The sequence below is a fragment of the Kribbella sp. NPDC051137 genome, assembly GCF_040682535.1.
Lineage (GTDB): Bacteria > Actinomycetota > Actinomycetes > Propionibacteriales > Kribbellaceae > Kribbella > Kribbella karoonensis.
Genome location: NZ_JBFBBI010000007.1, coordinates 389458 through 407214, shown reverse-complemented (window position 1 = coordinate 407214; position 17757 = coordinate 389458). Strand labels below are relative to the sequence as shown.

General features: G+C 68.6%; 14 protein-coding genes. 6 read left to right on the top strand and 8 right to left on the bottom strand.

What is annotated here, in order from left to right; translation table 11 throughout:
- Positions 1–72 precede the first annotated feature (72 nt).
- Both AB0M51_RS37300 and AB0M51_RS37295 read right to left on the bottom strand, forming a co-directional pair.
- The gene (locus AB0M51_RS37300; protein ID WP_363753024.1) at positions 73–3348 is read right to left on the bottom strand and encodes an alginate lyase family protein; all 3276 of its coding nucleotides are present in this window, start codon (positions 3346–3348) and stop codon (positions 73–75) included.
- Between the two features lie 11 nt (positions 3349–3359).
- Positions 3360–4115, bottom strand: a complete 756-nt coding sequence (locus AB0M51_RS37295; RefSeq protein ID WP_363753021.1) for an alpha/beta hydrolase — start codon at positions 4113–4115, stop codon at positions 3360–3362.
- 72 nt (positions 4116–4187) lie between these two features.
- Between AB0M51_RS37295 and AB0M51_RS37290 the strand changes: the two genes are divergently transcribed.
- Both AB0M51_RS37290 and AB0M51_RS37285 read left to right on the top strand, forming a co-directional pair.
- Positions 4188–5255, top strand: a complete 1068-nt coding sequence (locus AB0M51_RS37290) for a LacI family DNA-binding transcriptional regulator (protein ID WP_363753018.1) — start codon at positions 4188–4190, stop codon at positions 5253–5255.
- The gene (locus AB0M51_RS37285) at positions 5245–6309 is read left to right on the top strand and encodes a LacI family DNA-binding transcriptional regulator (RefSeq protein WP_363753015.1); all 1065 of its coding nucleotides are present in this window, start codon (positions 5245–5247) and stop codon (positions 6307–6309) included. Before AB0M51_RS37290 ends, AB0M51_RS37285 begins: the two co-directional genes overlap by 11 nt.
- Here the strand turns inward: AB0M51_RS37285 and AB0M51_RS37280 are convergent.
- The 5 genes from AB0M51_RS37280 to AB0M51_RS37260 form a co-directional block, all read right to left on the bottom strand.
- Positions 6293–6796, bottom strand: a complete 504-nt coding sequence (locus AB0M51_RS37280; protein WP_363753012.1) for a LacI family DNA-binding transcriptional regulator — start codon at positions 6794–6796, stop codon at positions 6293–6295. The genes AB0M51_RS37285 and AB0M51_RS37280 overlap by 17 nt on opposite strands.
- Positions 6797–6801: 5 nt before the next feature.
- A complete protein-coding gene (locus AB0M51_RS37275; protein WP_363753009.1) occupies positions 6802–8361 on the bottom strand; it encodes an ABC transporter substrate-binding protein in 1560 nt (519 codons plus the stop codon).
- A 24-nt stretch (positions 8362–8385) separates the two neighbouring features.
- Positions 8386–9294: a carbohydrate ABC transporter permease gene (locus AB0M51_RS37270; protein ID WP_363753394.1), complete on the bottom strand. Its 909-nt coding sequence runs from the start codon at positions 9292–9294 to the stop codon at positions 8386–8388.
- Between the two features lie 5 nt (positions 9295–9299).
- Positions 9300–10220, bottom strand: coding sequence for an ABC transporter permease subunit (locus AB0M51_RS37265; RefSeq protein WP_363753006.1), 921 nt, complete (start codon positions 10218–10220; stop codon positions 9300–9302).
- Positions 10221–10324: 104 nt separating this feature from the next.
- Positions 10325–11296: a hydroxyacid dehydrogenase gene (locus tag AB0M51_RS37260; RefSeq protein ID WP_363753003.1), complete on the bottom strand. Its 972-nt coding sequence runs from the start codon at positions 11294–11296 to the stop codon at positions 10325–10327.
- Between the two features lie 140 nt (positions 11297–11436).
- On the opposite strand from AB0M51_RS37260, the gene AB0M51_RS37255 reads away from it, so the two are divergent.
- The 4 genes from AB0M51_RS37255 (at position 11437) to AB0M51_RS37240 (ending at position 16968) form a co-directional block, all read left to right on the top strand.
- Complete coding sequence (locus tag AB0M51_RS37255) at positions 11437–14859, top strand: discoidin domain-containing protein (protein WP_363753000.1); 3423 nt, start codon at positions 11437–11439, stop codon at positions 14857–14859.
- A 206-nt stretch (positions 14860–15065) separates the two neighbouring features.
- The gene (locus tag AB0M51_RS37250; protein ID WP_363752997.1) at positions 15066–16124 is read left to right on the top strand and encodes a glycosyltransferase family 2 protein; all 1059 of its coding nucleotides are present in this window, start codon (positions 15066–15068) and stop codon (positions 16122–16124) included.
- 12 nt (positions 16125–16136) lie between these two features.
- The gene (locus AB0M51_RS37245; RefSeq protein WP_344190874.1) at positions 16137–16268 is read left to right on the top strand and encodes an LPXTG cell wall anchor domain-containing protein; all 132 of its coding nucleotides are present in this window, start codon (positions 16137–16139) and stop codon (positions 16266–16268) included.
- Between the two features lie 73 nt (positions 16269–16341).
- Positions 16342–16968, top strand: coding sequence for a class E sortase (locus AB0M51_RS37240; RefSeq protein ID WP_344190876.1), 627 nt, complete (start codon positions 16342–16344; stop codon positions 16966–16968).
- Here the strand turns inward: AB0M51_RS37240 and AB0M51_RS37235 are convergent.
- Positions 16965–17657 (bottom strand): hypothetical protein, encoded by a 693-nt coding sequence (locus tag AB0M51_RS37235; protein ID WP_344190878.1) that lies wholly within the window; start codon positions 17655–17657, stop codon positions 16965–16967. The two genes, AB0M51_RS37240 and AB0M51_RS37235, sit on opposite strands and share 4 nt — an antisense overlap.
- Positions 17658–17757: the final 100 nt, after the last annotated feature.

The following is a 17757-nucleotide window of genomic DNA, read 5'->3' as shown; positions in this document are numbered from 1 at the left end:
ACCAGCCAAGTAGAACCAGCCAAGTAGAACGAACAGTGGCCCGGCCGATCACGGCCGGGCCACTGCGCTGTCTCAGGTCAAGGACACGTTGTCGAAGATCGCGGTGCTCAGCGTGAAAGGGTCCCCCGAGACGACAGCCAGGCCGGCGTAGTACGGCGCCGACCCGAACGTCGGGATCTCGCCCGGTGCCCCGACCGCAGTCCAGCTCACCCCGTCGGTCGAGACCTCGGCGGCGAAGGCGTTCCCGGTACGGCGAAGACGCAACCATCCCGGCGTACCGCTGCCGGTCGTCGTCACGAGGCCCGTCGCGACGCGCAGCCGCTGCACGAACTGCGGCGTACCGCTGCTGTCCAGCACCACGCCGGACACCTGGTCGAACGGCGACAGCGACTTGGCCAGCAGCAGCCCCACCCGGCCCGGCCCCTCACGGCTCACCAGCCGCGCCGTGAACGTCGCGTCGCCCGTCACCGGAAGACGGGCGAACTGGACGGTCATCCCCTGCCCGATCACGTTCAGGTCGGAACCGGCACCGCGGACGACGAAACGCCCGTCGTAGCTGGTGATACCCGGCGTCCTGATCGCGACGGCGCTGAAGCTGCCGAGTTGACGTTCGTCCAGCACGTAGTCGCCGATATCGCCGTAATGCCAGGGCGCCGGCGGCGGAGCGCCCACGGTGAGCGTCAACTCGGTTTCCCCCACTCCCGCGGCGTTGCGCGCCGAGACCGCCAGCCGAACAGTCCCCGTCCGGCGCGGCTTACCACTGACAACTCCGCTCTGTCGATCGATGGTCAACCCGTCCGGCAGACCGCGCACCGCGAAGCTGCCCGGATCGTTGCTCGCGGCGACTCGGAAGCGGAAGTCGACGCCGACGTTGGCGTACGCGGCGGTCGCGCTGGTGATCACCGGCACGCGCGGCGTCGGCGCGGTCAGCGTGAGCTTCGGCGAGTCGGGCCCGCTCCCGGCGACATTCGTCTTCGCGACCACATAGTCGTACCTCTGCCCCGGCACCGCCGACACATCCCGATACCGCGTCTCCACCCCGAACCCGACTGGTTGTACTCCCGTGGCGATCACCCGATACGGCCCAGACCCTTGCCGCCGCTTGACGGTGTACGTCGCCGACACGTCGAGGTCGGACCACGCCAACTCACCGTCGCCGCCCCGCAACTCCCCCGCCGGGGTCCCGGGTGTGCCGCCGACCCACCCTTGGCGCGCTCCGCTACCCAAGCGCGAGGGGGTTTCGAGTGTCACGTTGTCGAATGCTGCGGTGGTTGACTCGGCATACGACTGGTCCACCCCGAGGGCCGAGCAGACCGCCAAGCCGGCGTACACGTCGCGGCCCAGGTTCACCCGGGACTGGCCGACCTGGGTCCATGTGCTGCCGTCCGAGGAGATCAGGCCGGTGAGGACGTCACCGCGGCGGATCAGCCGGACCCAGTACGGCCGACGCAGGCGGTACCCGTCGCTCGCTGCCTCGACGTACGGCGGCGGCAACGGGGTCGCGGACTGCGGAAGCGTCCCGAGGTCGGAGATCGGGAAGCCGGCCGCGGTGGTGATGCACTGCTGCTGCGTCGGTGGTACGGCGATACTCCCGGTCGCCGAGGTGTCCCCGCCCGTCCGCACCGTCCACACGCCGCTCCACGTGTGTAACGGCAAACCCTTGATCAGCATCGACGCATGCGCCGACGACGCCGACAGGCTCTGCCGCATCATCACCCCGACGGTCGCGTACTGCGAACTCACCGGATAGACCACCCGCGCCGTCAGCACCCCGTCGCCGCGCAACGGCACGTACACGAGCCGGAAGCTGTCCTCCACCCCGCCGATGTCCGCGCCACCCGCCTCGACGGTGAACGTCTCCCCGTCGTACGCCGTGGCGCCCGGCACCACCACCCGCCCGACGTCCCGGCTCGTCCACGGCTCCGCTCGGGCAACCGTCACCGGCAGCGACATCGCACTCTCGCCGACGACATTCACGGCCTGCACCTGGTACGAGACCCGCCCACGGGCCGACGCGTCCGTCCACGATGTTGATCGGATGCCCGAAGCAACAACTCGCCCGTCGCGGATGATCGTGTAACTGCTCGCGGCGGCGCCACTACGAGGCTCCACCGACCCCGCCCAGCTCACCACGACTCCAGCGTCGGTCGCACGGGCCGTCAGCCCACTCGGCGTACCGGGCGGCGCCGACAGCGGCGGGCTACCAGGATCCCGAGCCTGCGTGAACGTCCCCCAGGCCGGATGATCATCACTGTTGCCCTCGACCACGCGCGCTCCACCGCGGAACAGCACCCGCTCGACGTTCGGCGCCGCGAGCCCTCTCCGGCTGACGTAGTGCGCGTACGCCAGCTCGTAGATCGGTTGGAACGCCCCACGATTGATCGGCGAGATGACCGTCTTGATGTACTTCCCGGTCCGGTCCAGATCCACGGTGAACGGCACCGAATCGGCCAGGTTGTACGCCGCCGTGTACTCGAACCCGCGCAGGATCCGGTTGTCGAGGTGTCCGAACAGATCGATCCCCTGGTTCCAGGCTACCGCCGCGCAGTTCGCCAGCAACCCGAGCGCGAGCTGCGCGTACGACTGCGACCGACCACTCTCCTGCCCCTGCCCGGTCGCCGACACCACGATGTGCTCGATCCGCCCGTTCCCCGCGCCGGCCACGGCGTACCGAACGGCGTCCTCCAGCATCACCCGGTCGTCACAGAACACCGCGATCGCCAGGATCGACTGCAGCGCCGCGAGATCCCAGTTGCCGTTGGCGAACAACGCGTTCCCGGAGATCGCCGGGTACCACACCGTGCGGAACGACTCCTGGCACCGCCGGACGGCCTCCGGCGTCCACCCGTCGTACCCGCGCAGGATCTCCGCGGCGTTCACGAACTTGAACACCTGCAGCCCGGCCCCGAGCTGACCGTCCGCGCCGGTGATCGCGGTCAGGCTGTCCGCCCAGGCGTCGAGGATGTCCCGCGCCTTGTCGGCGTACCGCACGTCACCGGTCGCGGCCCACATCAACGCGTTCTGATAGGCCGCCCCGGAGTCGTTGACCGCCTCACTCATGTAGTTCGACGGCCCACGCCCCCATGAGGTGATCTGGCCGACGTTCCGGATCACATAGTCGTACGAGGACCTGCTGTTCGCCGCCATCGCCCGGAACCCGTCGTACACCGGGCTGATCCGCCCGGCCACGCACGCCCGCATCCGCTCCAGGTCGTCGGCGTCGTGCAGCACTCCCGGATGCCTGAAGATCTCCAGCATCGCGGTCGACGCCGCGGCCGGTCTGAGTTGACTCGCCAGCGCTGCACCACCGGAGGCGATGAGCAAGGTACGGCGGCTGAATTCGGTCATCTGAGCTCCTCTCAAGGGCGGAGGGCGGTCAGCCAGCTCTCCACCAGGTCGACGAACTGGCGCGGACGCTCGTGGTGCAGGAAGTGTCCGCAGCCGTTCCACAGCACGATTCGTGATCCGTACGGCAACGACAGCCCGATGTCCCAGGCCGCCATCGACGGGACCGGTCGCAAGGTCAGCAAGGGTTGGGTGAGGCCGGCCAACCGGGCAGCCGCCGCCGGGCGCGCACCGAAAGCATCCGGATCCGTGTACATGCCGGCGTAGCTCTCGGCGAGAACATGTCCCGGAGTAGCGAGCAGCTGGTCCCGGACCGGCCCGGCCCGCAGCCCCAGTTGACGGACGGCCGCGATGGCGCCGTCCCCACGCAGCGCGGCAAGGCGTTCCGCGAACGTCGCCGCCTCGGCCGCGTCCGCGCCGTACGCCGGGTCCACGGCCACCACTGCCCGCACCAGTTCCGGATATTCGAGCGCGAGCTGGACGACGATCTGCCCGCCCATCGAGTGGCCGACGGCAACGACCGGGCCGAGCTCCAACCGTTCGAGGACGCCCGCGAGGTCGCGCGCGTAGTCGACCGGCCGGTACCCCTTCCGCAGTACCGGCGAGCGCCCGTGGCCGCGCAGGTCGACCGTCACGACCCGGCGCCGGGCAAAGTCCAGGCCGCTCCAGGCGCGGGCGTCGCCGCCCCAGCCGTGCACCAGCAGCAGCGCCTCACCCGCACCGGTGTCGTGGACCGAGAGCGGCACCCCGGCTTCGACAATCGCCGTCATGGATGGCAGCATAGTTAACGTTTTCTACGCGGTGCAGGGGCAGAAATTTTCGAACGGAACAGGAGTTCCCGCGTGGCCAGAGCGATCGCCGGGGGCCGCCCGACGGTGAAGGACGTCGCGCTCGCCGCAGGCGTCAGCGCGACGACCGTGTCGCGCGTGCTGGCCGGCAACTATCCGGTCAGTGCCTCGACCCGCAACCGCGTGCTCCGCGCCGTGCAGGACCTGGACTTCGTCATCAACGCGCAGGCCCGCGCGCTGGTCGGCGGCTCGACCCGGACCGTCGCGTTCGTCGTCCGCGACCTCGTCGGCCCGTTGTTCGCGTACATCGGGCAGGGCGTCGAGCAGCAGGCGACCGCCGAGGGCCGGGTCTGCCTGGTCTGCACGCATCACGGCGACGCCGACCGCGAGCTCGAGCTGATCGAGCTGATGCGCGAGCAGCAGGCCGAAGCGGTCGTGCTGGTCGGCGGCGGCCTGCGTACGCCGGAACACGTCGAGCGGATGGCGCAGATCGCCCGCTCGCTCGAACGCGTCGGCTCCCGGCTCGTACTGTGCGGCCGCCCGCCGATCGGACCGGACGCCCCGGCGACGGTCGTCGAGTACGACAACGAGGGCGGCGCGTTCGCCGTGACGAACTATCTGATCTCGCTCGGTCATCGGCGGATCGCGTTCATCGGCGCCGCCGAGCCGAACCACACCACCACCAGCGCACGGTTCGAGGGTTTCGCCCGGGCGCACCGCGCGCACGGTCTCGACGTCGACGACAACCTGGTGGTCGGCGGGACGTTCGACCGCGAGTCCGGCTACCGGCAGACCAAGACACTGCTCGCCCGCGACACCGGCATGACCGCGATCCTCGGGATCACCGACATGGTCGCGAGCGGTATCCTCGCCGCACTCCACGAGGCGGGGCTGCGAGTCCCGGAGGACATCTCGGTCGCCGGGTACGACGACATTCCGCTGAGCGCGGACCTCAGCCCGGCGCTGACCACCGTGCACATCCCCCACGAGGAGCTCGGGCGGGCCGCCGTGCGGCTGGCACTGCACCGCGACGAGTACGCGCTGGACCAGCATCTGATGCTCGGCACGCACGTGGTGATCCGGGACTCGACCGCTCCGCCCGAGGAGAGAGATGCCCGGTAAGCGCAAGACCACGAACTCGCCGACCCTGGCCGACGTCGCCGCGCACGCGGGCGTCTCACCGGCCACCGTGTCCCGCGTGCTGGCCGGCAACTACCCGGTCTCCCGGTCGGCGAATCAGCGGGTGATGCGATCGATCCGCGAGCTGAACTACGCAGCCAACACGCACGCGAGGGCGTTGGCCGGAGTGCAGTCGAAGACGATCGCGTTCATCCTCGCCGACGTGCGCGGGCAGTCGTTCGCGGACGCCGCGCACGGCGTCGAGCAGGAGGCGTCCCGGCGCGGCTGGCTGAGTCTGATCGGGACCAGCCAGGGTGACTCGGCCCGCGAGCTCGCGCTCGTTCAGCTGATGCGCGAGCAGCGCGCGGGCGCGGTCATCCTGATCGGTGGCATCGCCAACGAATCGGCCGACGACCGCGCGCGGATGACCGAGCTGGCCCGGTCGTTGCACGCCGCGGGTTCGCTGCTGGTGCTGTGCGGCCGCCCGGCGCTCGGCGACGACGTGCCGACGGCCGTGATCGAGTACGACAACGAGCAGGGTGCATACGCGATGACCAGCCACCTGTTGTCGCAGGGGCATCGGCGGATCCTGTTCCTGGCCGGGCCTGAGCGGCAGAGCACGAGCATGCAGCGTCTCGCGGGTCACCGCCGGGCGCTCCGCGACTACGGCGTACCGGACGACGGGACGCTGGTCGAGCACGGCGTGTTCACCCGCGCGTCCGGCTACCAGCTGAGCAAGAACCGGCTGGCCGCCGGCCAGGACTTCACCGCGGTCTTCGCGGCCACCGACGTCGTCGCTGCCGGAGTGTACGCCGCCGCGGCCGAGTTCGGCCTCACCGTCCCCGACGACCTGTCGGTGGTCGGGTACGACGACGTCGAACTGGCCCAGGACCTACGGCCGCGGTTGACCACCGTGCACGTCCCGTACGAGGAGCTCGGCCGGACCGCGGCTCAGATCGCGCTGGACACCCGGCACCAACAGCCGGACTGGACCGGCGACCACCGGCTCTTCACGACCCACGTCGTGGTCCGCAGCTCGGTCAGCCGGCTCGGCTGAGGTACGTCCCGTCGAGGACAGCGGCCAGCACCTCGGGGATCGAAGCGCGGGAATCCACTGCCACACAAGGGATCTCGTACGCCGCGAGATACGCCAGCTGTGTGTCGGAGAACTCCACGTCGAGACCGACGACCCCGCGTGTACCGCGGGCGAACAACCGCTCCAGCCAGAGCCGGGGTACCGGTTCTCCGCCGTTCACCGTGGTGACGACCAGCGCGAGCCCGGGCTCGCGGGCGGCATCGGCCAGACCGGCGAGTACGTCGCCTGCCCGGCCGCTGCTCTGACTCGCGACCACCACGTCGACGAGCACGGACTCCTCGCGACGATCACAGTCCACCGGGTACCCGGCACGCCGCAGTACCTCGCGCACCCGCGTCCGGGTGGCCGGCGCGACGTCCGGGTAGGCCCGCAGAACCTTCGACACCGTCGAGATCGACACACCGGCCTCGCGGGCGACCACCGCCAGCTTCCTCCGTGGGGCGGACATCGGGGTCACTGACCCTTGAGGTACGCGTTCGCCTGCTTCTCCATCTCCGCCTGCAGGTCGTTCAGCCCGGCCTTCTCGACCGCCTTCTTCAACGTGTCCAGCCCCTTGTCGACGTCGACCGCGCCGATCCACAGCGGGTTGCCGTACTGCGTCATCGCGGCGCTGACCTGGCTGTCCTGCCGCTTCACCGGCGTCACGTCCGGGACGAACGACGCGTACGGGTCGAGCGTGAAGTTGTCGTAGCTCTGCGCCCACTCGAACCAGGCGTCCTCGGTCGGGGTGATGTCCTTGATCTTCAGCTCGAGCTTCTGCCGCCAGCACAGCGCGAACCCCGGGAAGCTGTACTGCGAGAGCTGCTCGAACTTGTCGGTGCCGACCGGCTTCCAGTCCTTGCCCTCGACGCCGTAGCTGATCAGGTCATGGTTCTCCTTGATCGAGACCCAGTCCTCCAGCTGCATCGCGCGCTCGTTGCTCTGCCCCTTGACGTTCAGTACGACGAAGTTGTCCGCCTGGAACGTCTGGTTCGGCTTCGCGGCCTTCCCGCCGCGGAGCGGGACGACGTTCGCGATCTGCGCGGTGGGGACCGCCTTGCGCAGCGGCGCGAGCGACTGCGAGGAGAGGCCGTCCGTCATCGCCCACCGGGTCGCGATCCGGCCGGCCTCGAACTGCGAGCCGATCGTGCTCGAGTCGACGTTCAGCGCGTCCTTGTTGATGATCCCGTCGAGGTAGTACTGGCGGACCTTGCGCAGTGCGTCCACCACACCGGGCGCCTCCCAGAACGGGATCGGGTGCGCCGACCCGGTGCTCTTGCCGTCCTGCGCCAGGAAGAACGGGAACGAGCCACCGCTGAAGGTCTGCACGCTGACGTGCGGGTTCTCCCAGTCGTGCTGGTTCAGCCAGCCGACCGGCGCGAACGCGACCAGCAGCTTCGGCATGTTCGAGGAGATCCCGACCGGGGTGATCTTCGCCTTCTGCTTGACGTCGTACCAGTACTTCTCCAGCTGGTCGAACGTCGTGATGTCGCCGATCCCGAGCTTGTCCGCGAGGTCCTGGCGGACCGTGAAGTGGTGGAACCGGGCGGCCGAGTTCACCTGCGGGATCCCGTACAGCTTGCCGGACCACTTGTTCTGCTCGAGCAGCTGGGGAGCGAGGTTCTTGCTCAGGTTCGGGTACTTCGGGATCAGCTCGTCGACCGGGACCAGCGACTTGCTCGCGACCAGCTGGATCATGTTCAGCCAGCGGGCCTGCAGCGCGGTGTCGAAGGTCTCGCCGGCGGTGAACTTGAGCAGCGTCTGCTGCTGGTAGTTCGACCAGGCGGTGAACTGCGGCGCGATCGTGAAGCCGAGGTCCTTCTCGAGCTTCTCGTTGACCTTGGCGAGTACGGCGTCCCAGCCGGCCGGGGCGTCGCCGGGGAGCAGCAGCGCGAGGGTGTCGGCGGACTTGCCGGAACCACCCGTCGAGGATCCGCCGCAGGCGCTGAGGCCGAACGCGGCTGCGAGGGACAGGCCGCCGCCGGCGGCCAAGAAGCCGCGCCTGCTGAGGCCGGCTGGAGATGTGGCGGGCACGATGCCTCCTGATGATTACGGGCGTCAGCCTTTGGTGGCGCCCAGCGTGATGCCTTTGACGAAGTAGCGCTGCGCGAACGGGTACGCGAGCAGGATCGGGCCGATGGTGACGACCGTGAGCGCGAGCCGGAGTTGGTAGACCGGCGTCGTCTGTTGGGCCGCTGTCGGCAGCATCTGCGAGAACGTGACGTTCGAGATCAGGTTCTGCAGCAGCAGCGGGAGCGGGTACTTGTGGACGTCGGACATGAACAGCAAGGCGGTGAACCACTCGTTCCAGTAGTGCACCGCGTAGAACAGGCCGACGACGGCCAAGATCGGCTTGGACAGCGGCAGCCCGATCCGGAAGAAGATCGCCAGCTCCCCGGCGCCGTCGACGCGGGCCGAGTCCAGGATCTCCTCCGGCAGCTGACGGAACGCCGACACCTGGATGAACACCAGGAAAGGGGCCACCAGCAACGGCAGGATCACCGCGAAGTAGCTGTTCTGAAGTTTCAGGTACTGCGTGACCAGCAGGTAGAGCGGGACGAGTCCGCCGCTGAACAGCATCGGGATGTACGCGAAGATCGCGAGCGGCCTGCTGACGTACGGGAGCCGGCGGGCGATCACCCAGCTCAGGCCGGACGTGAAGCTGAGCGCGAGCGCCGTACCGACGAGCGTGATGAACACACTGGCGACGTACGCGCTGACCAGCGTCGGACCGGTGAAGATCAGTTTGTAGGCCGCTGTCGAGAATGGCTGTGGGATGAGGCTGTACCCCTTGCCGGCCAGGGTTTGCTCGTCGGTGAACGAGCCGGACAGGATCACCCAGAACGGGATCAGGCAGACGAGCATGAACAGGCCGACGCCGACGATGCTGATCACCGTGAACGGCTCCAGGCCACCGGACTTTCGTACCTTCGTCCGGGATGCCGCCTTCGCGAGGCTCGAGGTCATCGTGGTCACAGCAGACTCGTCTCCTTGGAGTACCGGCGCTGGATCAGCACCGCGGTCGACACCAGCACGAAACCGACCACCGACTGGAAGAGCCCGATCGCGGCGGTGGTGCCGAAGTCGCCGATCTGGCGCAGCGACCGGAACACGTACGTGTCGATCACGTCGGTGGTCGGGAACAGCGTCCCGTTGTCGCCGACGATCGCGTAGATCGTGCCGAAGTCGCCGTAGAAGATCCGGCCGACGCCGAGCACCAGCAGCACCGCGGCCGTCGGTTTGAGCAGGGGCAGGGTGATCCGCAACGCCATCTGCGCACGGCTCGCGCCGTCGATCTGGCCGGCCTCGTAGACGTCCTCGGGGATCGAGGTGATCGCGGCCAAGAAGATCACGCTCATGTAGCCGCCGAGCTGCCAGACCTTGACGAACGTCAGGATCCACGGCCACGGTCCGGGCTCGGTGTACCAGCTGACCGTCGGCAGCCCGAACCCGGCGAGCGCGTCGTTGACGACGCCGCCGGAGCCGTTCGGCCCGGACAGCAGCACCTGCAGCATGATCGCGATCACGACCGGCGAGACGAAGTACGGAAAGAAGATCGTCGACTGCGCCGCGCGCTTGAAGAACCGGCCGCGGATCTCGTTCAGCATGATCGCCAGCGTCACGCCGGCCGCGAGGGTCGCGGCCAGGAACAGCACGTTCAGCACGATCGTGTTGAGCAGGATCCGCTGGGCGTCGCCGGAGCTGAAGAAGTACCGGAAGTTCGCGAGGCCGTTCCAGGGGCTGCCGAAGATGCCCTTGCTGATGTCGAACTCCTTGAACGCCACCACCAGACCGGCGAGCGGCGCGTAGCTGAACACCAGGAAGAACGCGACCGCCGGCAGCGCCAGCAACCCCAGCCGGAGGCTGGTGCGCAGAGGGGTTCGGGTGGTCATCTCCAGACTCCTTCTAGAAAGCGCTTTCCATCTGCCGTGAAGGTAGCGCTGTCGGTTTTGAGGTGTCAAGGCCGTGATCTGGATGGCAAACGTTGTCTTTTGACTCAGGCGGCGTGGTCGAGGTCTGTCGCGCTGATGCCGAAGCGCAGCGGTTCGCCGGCCAGGAGGCGTTCGAGTTCGGCGGTCACGCAGCCGCCGAGGCGCGCGAGCTCGTTGCCGTGCGAGCCGGCGATGTGGGGTGTGACGAAGGCGTTCGGGAGCGTGAGGAGCGGCGAGTCGGCGGGCAGCGGCTCGGGCTCGGTGACGTCGAGGATCGCGCTGATCCGGCCGGATCTCAGCTCCCGGATCAGTGCCTCGGTGTCGACGATCGGGCCGCGTGCTGTGTTGATCAGCGTCGTACCGTCCCGGAGCAGGGCGAGCTGTGCGGAGCCCAGCAGTTGCTGGGTTTCCGCGGTCAGCGGGGCGTGGACGCTGACGATGTCGCTGGTACTGAGCAGGGTCTCGAGGTCGACGGACGGTACGTCGACGGCGTACGGGTCGTACACTTGGACGCGGAGCCCGAACGGGCGCAGCAGGTCGAGCACCTGGCGGCCGATCCGGGAGGCGCCGATCAGCCCGACCGTACGGCCGTGGTTGCCGACGCCGGGGTGGATGTAGCCGAGCTCGAACGTGCCCTCGCGCCGGTAGCGTTCGCGCAGGTCGAAGGCACCTTTGCCGGCCAGCAGGATCGCGCCGAGCGTGAACTCCGCGACCGGTACGGCGTTCGCGTCGGCGGCGGTGGAGACCGCGATGCCGCGCTCCCACACTTCGCGACTCAGGTGTCCCTTCACACTCCCGGCGGCGTGCAGTACGGCGCGCAGCTTCGGCGCCGCCTCCAGGACCTGCCGGTCGACGGCGGGGCAGCCCCAGCCGGTGATCAGAACTTCCACCTCGGCCAGGCGATCCAGGTCGAAGCGGTCGACCGGTCCGTCCAGGTCCACCAGCCGCTCGAGCCGGCGCCGGACGTCCGGCGGGAACAACAACGGCCAGTGCTCGACCGACATGACGACCAGCGCCGCCGGTTTCTCAGATGACATGCGCTCAGGCTGGCATAGAAAACGTTAACCATCACGAGACCAAAATTTTCGCCCCCCGCCCCGCCCTACCAACCCCCCACCCCCAATGCCAAGCTCCACCCCGCCCTCACCACCCACTCATACCGTTGGAGAGTGTTTTGATGGCTTGTGTCAGATCGATTGCGCTGGCTGCGCTGGCCGTGCTGCTCGCCGTCCTTGGTGTCGCGCCGGCTGCGGTCGCCGCTCCCACCGACAATCCGCTGCCCGTGCTCACCCCGGTGCGGTCGAGTGCCGGCTTCGTTCACCCGGGGCTGGCAGTGAGCGCGTCGTCGCTCGAGCTGGCCCGCAAGCAGACCCGCGCGGGCGTCGAACCGTGGGCGTCGTACTACGCCGCCATGACCGCCACGACGTACGCCTCGACGACGTTCAGCTCCCGCAACCGAGGCAGCGTCGTCGACCGCCCAGGGACCGCTGCGTTCAACTCACAGGGCGTCGAGTCGAAGTTCATCGACGACGCGTTCCGCGCGTACACGCAGGCGATCCTGTACTTCGTCAACGGCGACCCGGTCTACCGCGAGAACGCCCTGAAGCTGATCCGGATCTGGGCGCACATGGACCCGAACGCGTACGTCTACTACCCGGACGCACACATCCACAGCGGCGCACCGCTGCTGCGGATGCTCGCGGCCGCCGAGATCCTGCGCTACTCGTCCGTCACCGCACCGGCCGCCGACGGCTACGACCTGACCTGGACCGACGCCGACACGGCGGACCTGACCGGCAACCTGATCGTGCCGCTCACGCAGACGTTCCTGTACCGGAACCGCAACTTCATGAACCAGCACAGCTACTCGCTGATCGGCGCGATCGCCGGCTACGTGTTCACCGACAACCTGCCGCGCTACCGCGAGGCCGTCGAGTGGTTCTCGGTGAACTCGACCAACCCCGACGACGACACCAACGGCGCGCTCAGCAAGGTGATGCCGGTGATCTCCAAGGACGACCCGCGGAACCCGTACCACCGGACGTTCGTGCAACTGCAGGAGATGGGCCGCGACCAGGCGCACGCCTGGGACGACGTGACGATGCTGACGCAGCTCGCCCGCGTCATCGACATCCAGGGCACCAAGCTGGACCCGGTCCACGGCACCGTGTCGACCCGCCCGGACGCGGTTTCGGTGTACGCGTTCGGCGGCAATCGGCTGCTCCGCGGCGCCGAGCAGTTCTTCGCGTTCATGCTGGGCAAGACGATCCCGTGGATCGACACCACCCGGCGCGGCGGCGTGCTGTCGCAGGCGTACCGCGGGCGGATCTTCGACCCCACGAACGAGCTCTACACGATCTACCGGCAGAAGCTCGGCCCGGCGATCGCCACGATCGCGCCGAGCATCACCGAGGTCGCCACCCGGCAGGACTCGGGACCACGGTTCTATTGGGGCACTTCGCCGTACAACTTCTGGAACAGCAACCCGGACTTCAACCCGGACTCGTGGCTGTCCTTCCCCGCCTCGGTCGCCGGCGCGGCGCCTCCGGTGCAGCAGGACGCACTGGTGCAGGCGGAGACCCGAAGCACGCCGCTGACTCCCGGCACGACGGTTGGCGACGGGTACGTCCGGATGCGGCCGCTGCCCGGCGGTACGAAGATCGCCGTACGGACGATGCTGTACGACAACCGCAACGGGTACAGCCCGGTCGGCGTACGGATCCGTACGAACGGCACGGCGACGCTGCAGATCCGGAAGGAACAGGGACTCGCGCCGTACTACACGCTGACGTTGCCGGACACGCACGGCGCCTGGCGGTATGTCACGTACGACATGGACACGAGCAAGCTGCGCGGGAGCACCGGCGGCGATTCGCTCGCGTACTACACCGTCACCGGATCGCCCGCCGTCACGGTCGACGTCGACGCGATCAACCTGCAGGCGAAGACGCAGCTCACGCCGCCGCAGTTCGCGCAGGGATCCGACGTACGGCTGCTCGCGGTGGCCGGGGAGCCCTTCTCCACAACACTTTCCGCCGCCGACGCCCAGTCCTACAGCGCGACTCTTCCCGCGGGAGCGTCGCTCGACGCCACGACCGGTGCGGTGACCTGGCAACCGACGGCCGCCCAGGTCGGTGACCACGACACGTTCGTCGTCGCCTCCAACGCGACCACAGACGTCGTACTGCGGGTGCGGCTGAGCGTCAGCGCGACGCGTCAGGACGCCATCGACGCGGCGCTCTCCGGCTACGACGCGGGGACGACGTACGTCCGCTCGTCCAGGGCCGCGGTGGACGCCGCGAAGACGACCGCCGAGGCAGCGGCCGGCAGCGCCGACCCGTCGACCTTCTCCGCGGACCTGGCCGCACTGCAGAGCGCGGTCGCGCACCTCGAGAAGCTGACACCGACGATGAGCGACGACGGCTCGTTCGACTACTGGGGAGGTGCGACGTCGGCGTCCCTGTCACAGGTTGCCCTGGGCAACATGCTGGACGGGGACTTCAACACCTACTCCGGGGACCTGCGAGCGCCCGCGGTCATCGACTTCGGCGCCGGCTTCCGGGTCACCGCGGACGCGTTCGGCCTGCAGGCGCGCTACAACTTCGGCAACCGGACGCAGGGCGCCAACGTGTACGGCTCGAACGACGGGCGGACCTGGACGCTGCTGACGTCGCGGGAGACCACCGACACGTCGAACCAGGGGTTCGCACTGGAGAAGATCCCGGTTCGGGACGAGGTCAAGGGCCTCGGCTTCCGGTTCCTGAAGCTGCAGGTGGACCACCCCGGCCCGCCGACGGATCCGGCGTACCCGGGGATCTCCAGTTTCAGTGAGTTCCGGATCTACGGGCAGCGGGCGGAGATGAGTACGGCGATGAACAGGGTTTCGCTGTCGTCGTCCGGCACCGATCCGAAGGTCGCGCAGAACGGTGACACCGTCACGCTGACAATGGCCGCGACCGAGCCGCTGAGCCGCGTGGAAGCGTCGATCGAAGGCGTCTCCGCGCAGGTCGCGCGGACCGACGACCGGCATTGGACGGCGTCCGTCACGCTGCCCGACGACGTCGCATACGGGCGGGCGCTGCGGTTCAGCGTCGACTACACGACCGCGGCCGGACAGCCTGGCGCGACGGTCGTCGACACCACCGACGGCACCTCGCTCGAACTCTGGAACACCCACGTCCGCACCGTGCCGGTCCAGAAGAGCTGGGTCACCGCATCGAGTCCGGCGTACCCCGGCGTGGGCACTCCCGAGGCCAACGGCTGGCGGATGTTCGACGGCGACCTGACCACGTTCACCGACACCACGACCGGCACCGGCTGGGTCACCGTCACCCCGCCCGCCGGTACGACGCTGATCTTCGACACGGTCCGGGTCCGGCCGCGGAGCAACCTCCCGGACCGCGCCAACGGCGACCTCGTCCAGGGCTCGGCCGACGGCGGCACGACCTGGACGACGCTTGCCACCGTCACCGGAGTCACGTCCGGCGACCAGTGGTACGCGTTCCCGCTGACGGCACGGGCGACGTACCCGATGGTCCGGATCGCCGACACCCACGGAGGCTTCACCAACCTCGCGGAGGTGCAGCTGCTCACCGACTGAAACCGGCCACCACGGTTTTCCTGACAATGTCGGCGACCGTGCGCGACGAGATTGTCACGCCGGGCCGCAGTCGCGTGGAATTTGCGCCATTCTTACATTGGTGGCCCCCACGACTGCGGCTCCCGTGGTAATAATCAATGCGTTCTTGACACGGCGAACTGGGGGACCCGTGTCCACGGGGAAGATGCATGACTGGGGATCCACGTATGCCTGCCGTCACGGTGGTGGCACTGCTGCCGGCACACAACGAGGAAGCATCGCTACCCTCCGCACTGGCCGCGTTACGCCAGCAGACAAGGCGTCCTGACCACGTCATCGTGATCGCCGACAACTGCACCGACGGGACCGTCGAGGTCGCGCGCGCCCACCAGGTCGAGGTCTACGAGACCGTCGGCAACCTGCACAAGAAGGCCGGCGGGCTGAACCAGGTACTCGAGCTCCTGCTGCCCGGCCTGGCCGACGACGACGTCGTCCTGGTCCAGGACGCCGACTCCTTTCTCGACCCCGGATTCATCGAGGCGGGTTTGAAGGCGTACGCCGGGAATGTCGGTGGAGTGGGCGGGGTGTTCCGCGGGCGGATCGATTCCGGCACCCGGTGGGGCCGTTTCGTGGAATGGCTGCAGGCGAACGAATACGCCCGGTACGAACTCGACATCCGCCGGCAGCGCGGGAAGGTGCTGGTGCTGACCGGTACGGCGACGTTGCTGCGCGTCGGCGTCCTGCGGGAGGTCGTCCGGGCGCGGGCCGACGGACGGCTGCCCGGGGAGCCGCGGGTGTACGACACGCGCGTACTCACCGAGGACAACGAGTTGTCGTTCGCGTTGATGAAGCTCGGGTACATCCTGCGCTCGCCGTCCGGCTGCACGCTGACCACCGAGACGATGCAGAGCTGGCGGGCACTCGCGAACCAGCGCGTCCGGTGGAAGCGCGGCGCGCTGGAGAACCTCTTCGACTACGGCTGGACCCGCGTCACGCGCCCGTACTGGGGCCGTCAGGCGCTCGGCGCGATCGGCGTGCTGATCACCGCGGCGTACTTGTTCTCGCTGGTGTACGGCGCCCTGCACGGCATGCGGGTGCACGGGTTCTGGCTCGGGGTGACGGTCCTCTTCATGGCCGAGCGGGTCGTCACGGTCCGCCGCCGCGGAAAGCTCGCGATGGCGGTGGCGGCGACGCTCGTCGTGGAGATGCTCTACGACATGTTCCTGCAGGGCGTGCAGGCGACCGCCTACCTGCACGCGGCAACCGGACGCGAGAGGAGGTGGTAAATCGTGTACAGCGTGAGTGAACTCGCGTCGACCGGCGCGGCGGCGGCCTTCTGGCTCCCCCTCGCGGGCTTCGCCCTGGTCATGCTCGGCATCGCACTGTGGCGCGCGGCCGGCACGTTCCGCCGCACCACCGACGACCAGTAACACCGGACCGGGCGCGGGAGCGGGGACCTTCGCCCGGTCAAACCCAATGCCCAGCGGAAGGCATACTGAAGTCATGCGGGGAGTCATACGGGGGCTCGGGGTCGCACTACTGGTCGGTGGCCTCTGCGTGCTCGGCTGGGTCGGCTGGCAGTACTTCGGTACCGGCATCGCGTCCAACCAGCAGATGGACCAGGCCGAGAACGCGCTGCGGAACCAGTGGAAGGCGCCCGCCGTGCCCACTACCGCGGAGCCGGCGGCGGGGAAGCCGTTCGAGCTGCTCCGGATCCCGAAGTTCGGCGCCGACTGGGTGAAGCCGATCGTCGAGGGCGTCACCGCGGACGACCTGGCCCGCGGCATCGGCCACTACCCGCAGACCCAGCTCCCGGGCCAACCCGGCAACTTCGCGATCGCCGGTCACCGCGTCACCCACGGCTCACCGTTCCGCCACCTGCTCGACCTGGGCAAGGGCGACCAGATCATCGTCGAAACCCAGAACGCCACCTACACGTACGAACTGGACGGCTCCCCCCGCGACCTCACCGTCAACGCTTCGCAGACGTGGGTGCTCGACCCGGTCCCGGGCAAACGCACCACGCCCACCCGATCCCTCATCACCCTCACCACCTGCCAGGACCTCTTCCACTCCCCGGACCGATCGGTAGCCTTCGGCCACCTCGTGAAGGTCAGCAAGAAGTCCTAGGCCGCCAGCAGGCCCTGGACGATCAGGTCGTTGCGGGCGTCCTGGCCCGCCGGCACCGTCGTGTGCACGCCTTCGCGGAGCAGCTGGGTGAGACGCGACGGCTTCGCGGCCAGGAACTCGGCCCAGCGGACGAGGTCCAAGTTCGGGTACTTCTTCTCGGCGTCGTGCAGCTGGGAGTTGATCCAGGCGCTGTTGCGCTGGTCGGCGACCTGGATCGCCGCGGACTTCGCGACCCGGGAGATCTGCGTGTTCACCCAGACCACCTTGCGGTTGCTGCCGACGATCCGCATCGTCCGGTCCACCTGCGCCGCGAACACCGGCGGGTTGAAGATGTCGTTGGTCCCGGTCGCCATCAGGATCCGGCGCGGCAGCCCGTACTTCAGCGCCCAGTTCTCCAACGCGTCGACGGCCGGCATCGTCGGCCGCCCGGACCAGTTGTGCACCGCGAGGCTGATGCCGCGGCCCAGCAGCTTGCTCGCCAGCGCCTTGCCGTCCTGGACGGCGATGCTGTCACCGAACATGCACACACCGTCGTGGTCGCGCACATAGGCGACCGTCGCCGCGGTCGAGATCGACCGGCTGAGGATCGTCCAGTCCCCCAGTTCTCCGGATCCGTACAGATCCGCGGCACTCGCGGTCTCGGCTGCCACCACCCCGACCCCTGCGACGGCGGCTGCGGCCCCCGCCACGAACAGCTGCCTGCGATTCGGTTTCAGTGCTCTCAGACTCCCCACAGACAGGAACTGTGGGCTATACCAACTGCTTCGCGCAAGTAGGGCTATTCGAACG

Excerpts from the sequence above, each read along its gene's own strand:
- AB0M51_RS37300 (WP_363753024.1), bottom strand. The coding sequence starts at position 3,348 with ATGACCGAATTCAGCCGCCGTACCTTGCTCATCGCCTCCGGTGGTGCA.
- AB0M51_RS37295 (WP_363753021.1), bottom strand. The coding sequence starts at position 4,115 with ATGACGGCGATTGTCGAAGCCGGGGTGCCGCTCTCGGTCCACGACACC.
- AB0M51_RS37285 (WP_363753015.1), top strand. The coding sequence starts at position 5,245 with ATGCCCGGTAAGCGCAAGACCACGAACTCGCCGACCCTGGCCGACGTC.
- AB0M51_RS37280 (WP_363753012.1), bottom strand. The coding sequence starts at position 6,796 with ATGTCCGCCCCACGGAGGAAGCTGGCGGTGGTCGCCCGCGAGGCCGGT.
- AB0M51_RS37270 (WP_363753394.1), bottom strand. The coding sequence starts at position 9,294 with ATGACCTCGAGCCTCGCGAAGGCGGCATCCCGGACGAAGGTACGAAAG.
- AB0M51_RS37265 (WP_363753006.1), bottom strand. The coding sequence starts at position 10,220 with ATGACCACCCGAACCCCTCTGCGCACCAGCCTCCGGCTGGGGTTGCTG.
- AB0M51_RS37260 (WP_363753003.1), bottom strand. The coding sequence starts at position 11,296 with ATGTCATCTGAGAAACCGGCGGCGCTGGTCGTCATGTCGGTCGAGCAC.
- AB0M51_RS37255 (WP_363753000.1), top strand. The coding sequence starts at position 11,437 with ATGGCTTGTGTCAGATCGATTGCGCTGGCTGCGCTGGCCGTGCTGCTC.
- AB0M51_RS37250 (WP_363752997.1), top strand. The coding sequence starts at position 15,066 with ATGCCTGCCGTCACGGTGGTGGCACTGCTGCCGGCACACAACGAGGAA.
- AB0M51_RS37240 (WP_344190876.1), top strand. The coding sequence starts at position 16,342 with ATGCGGGGAGTCATACGGGGGCTCGGGGTCGCACTACTGGTCGGTGGC.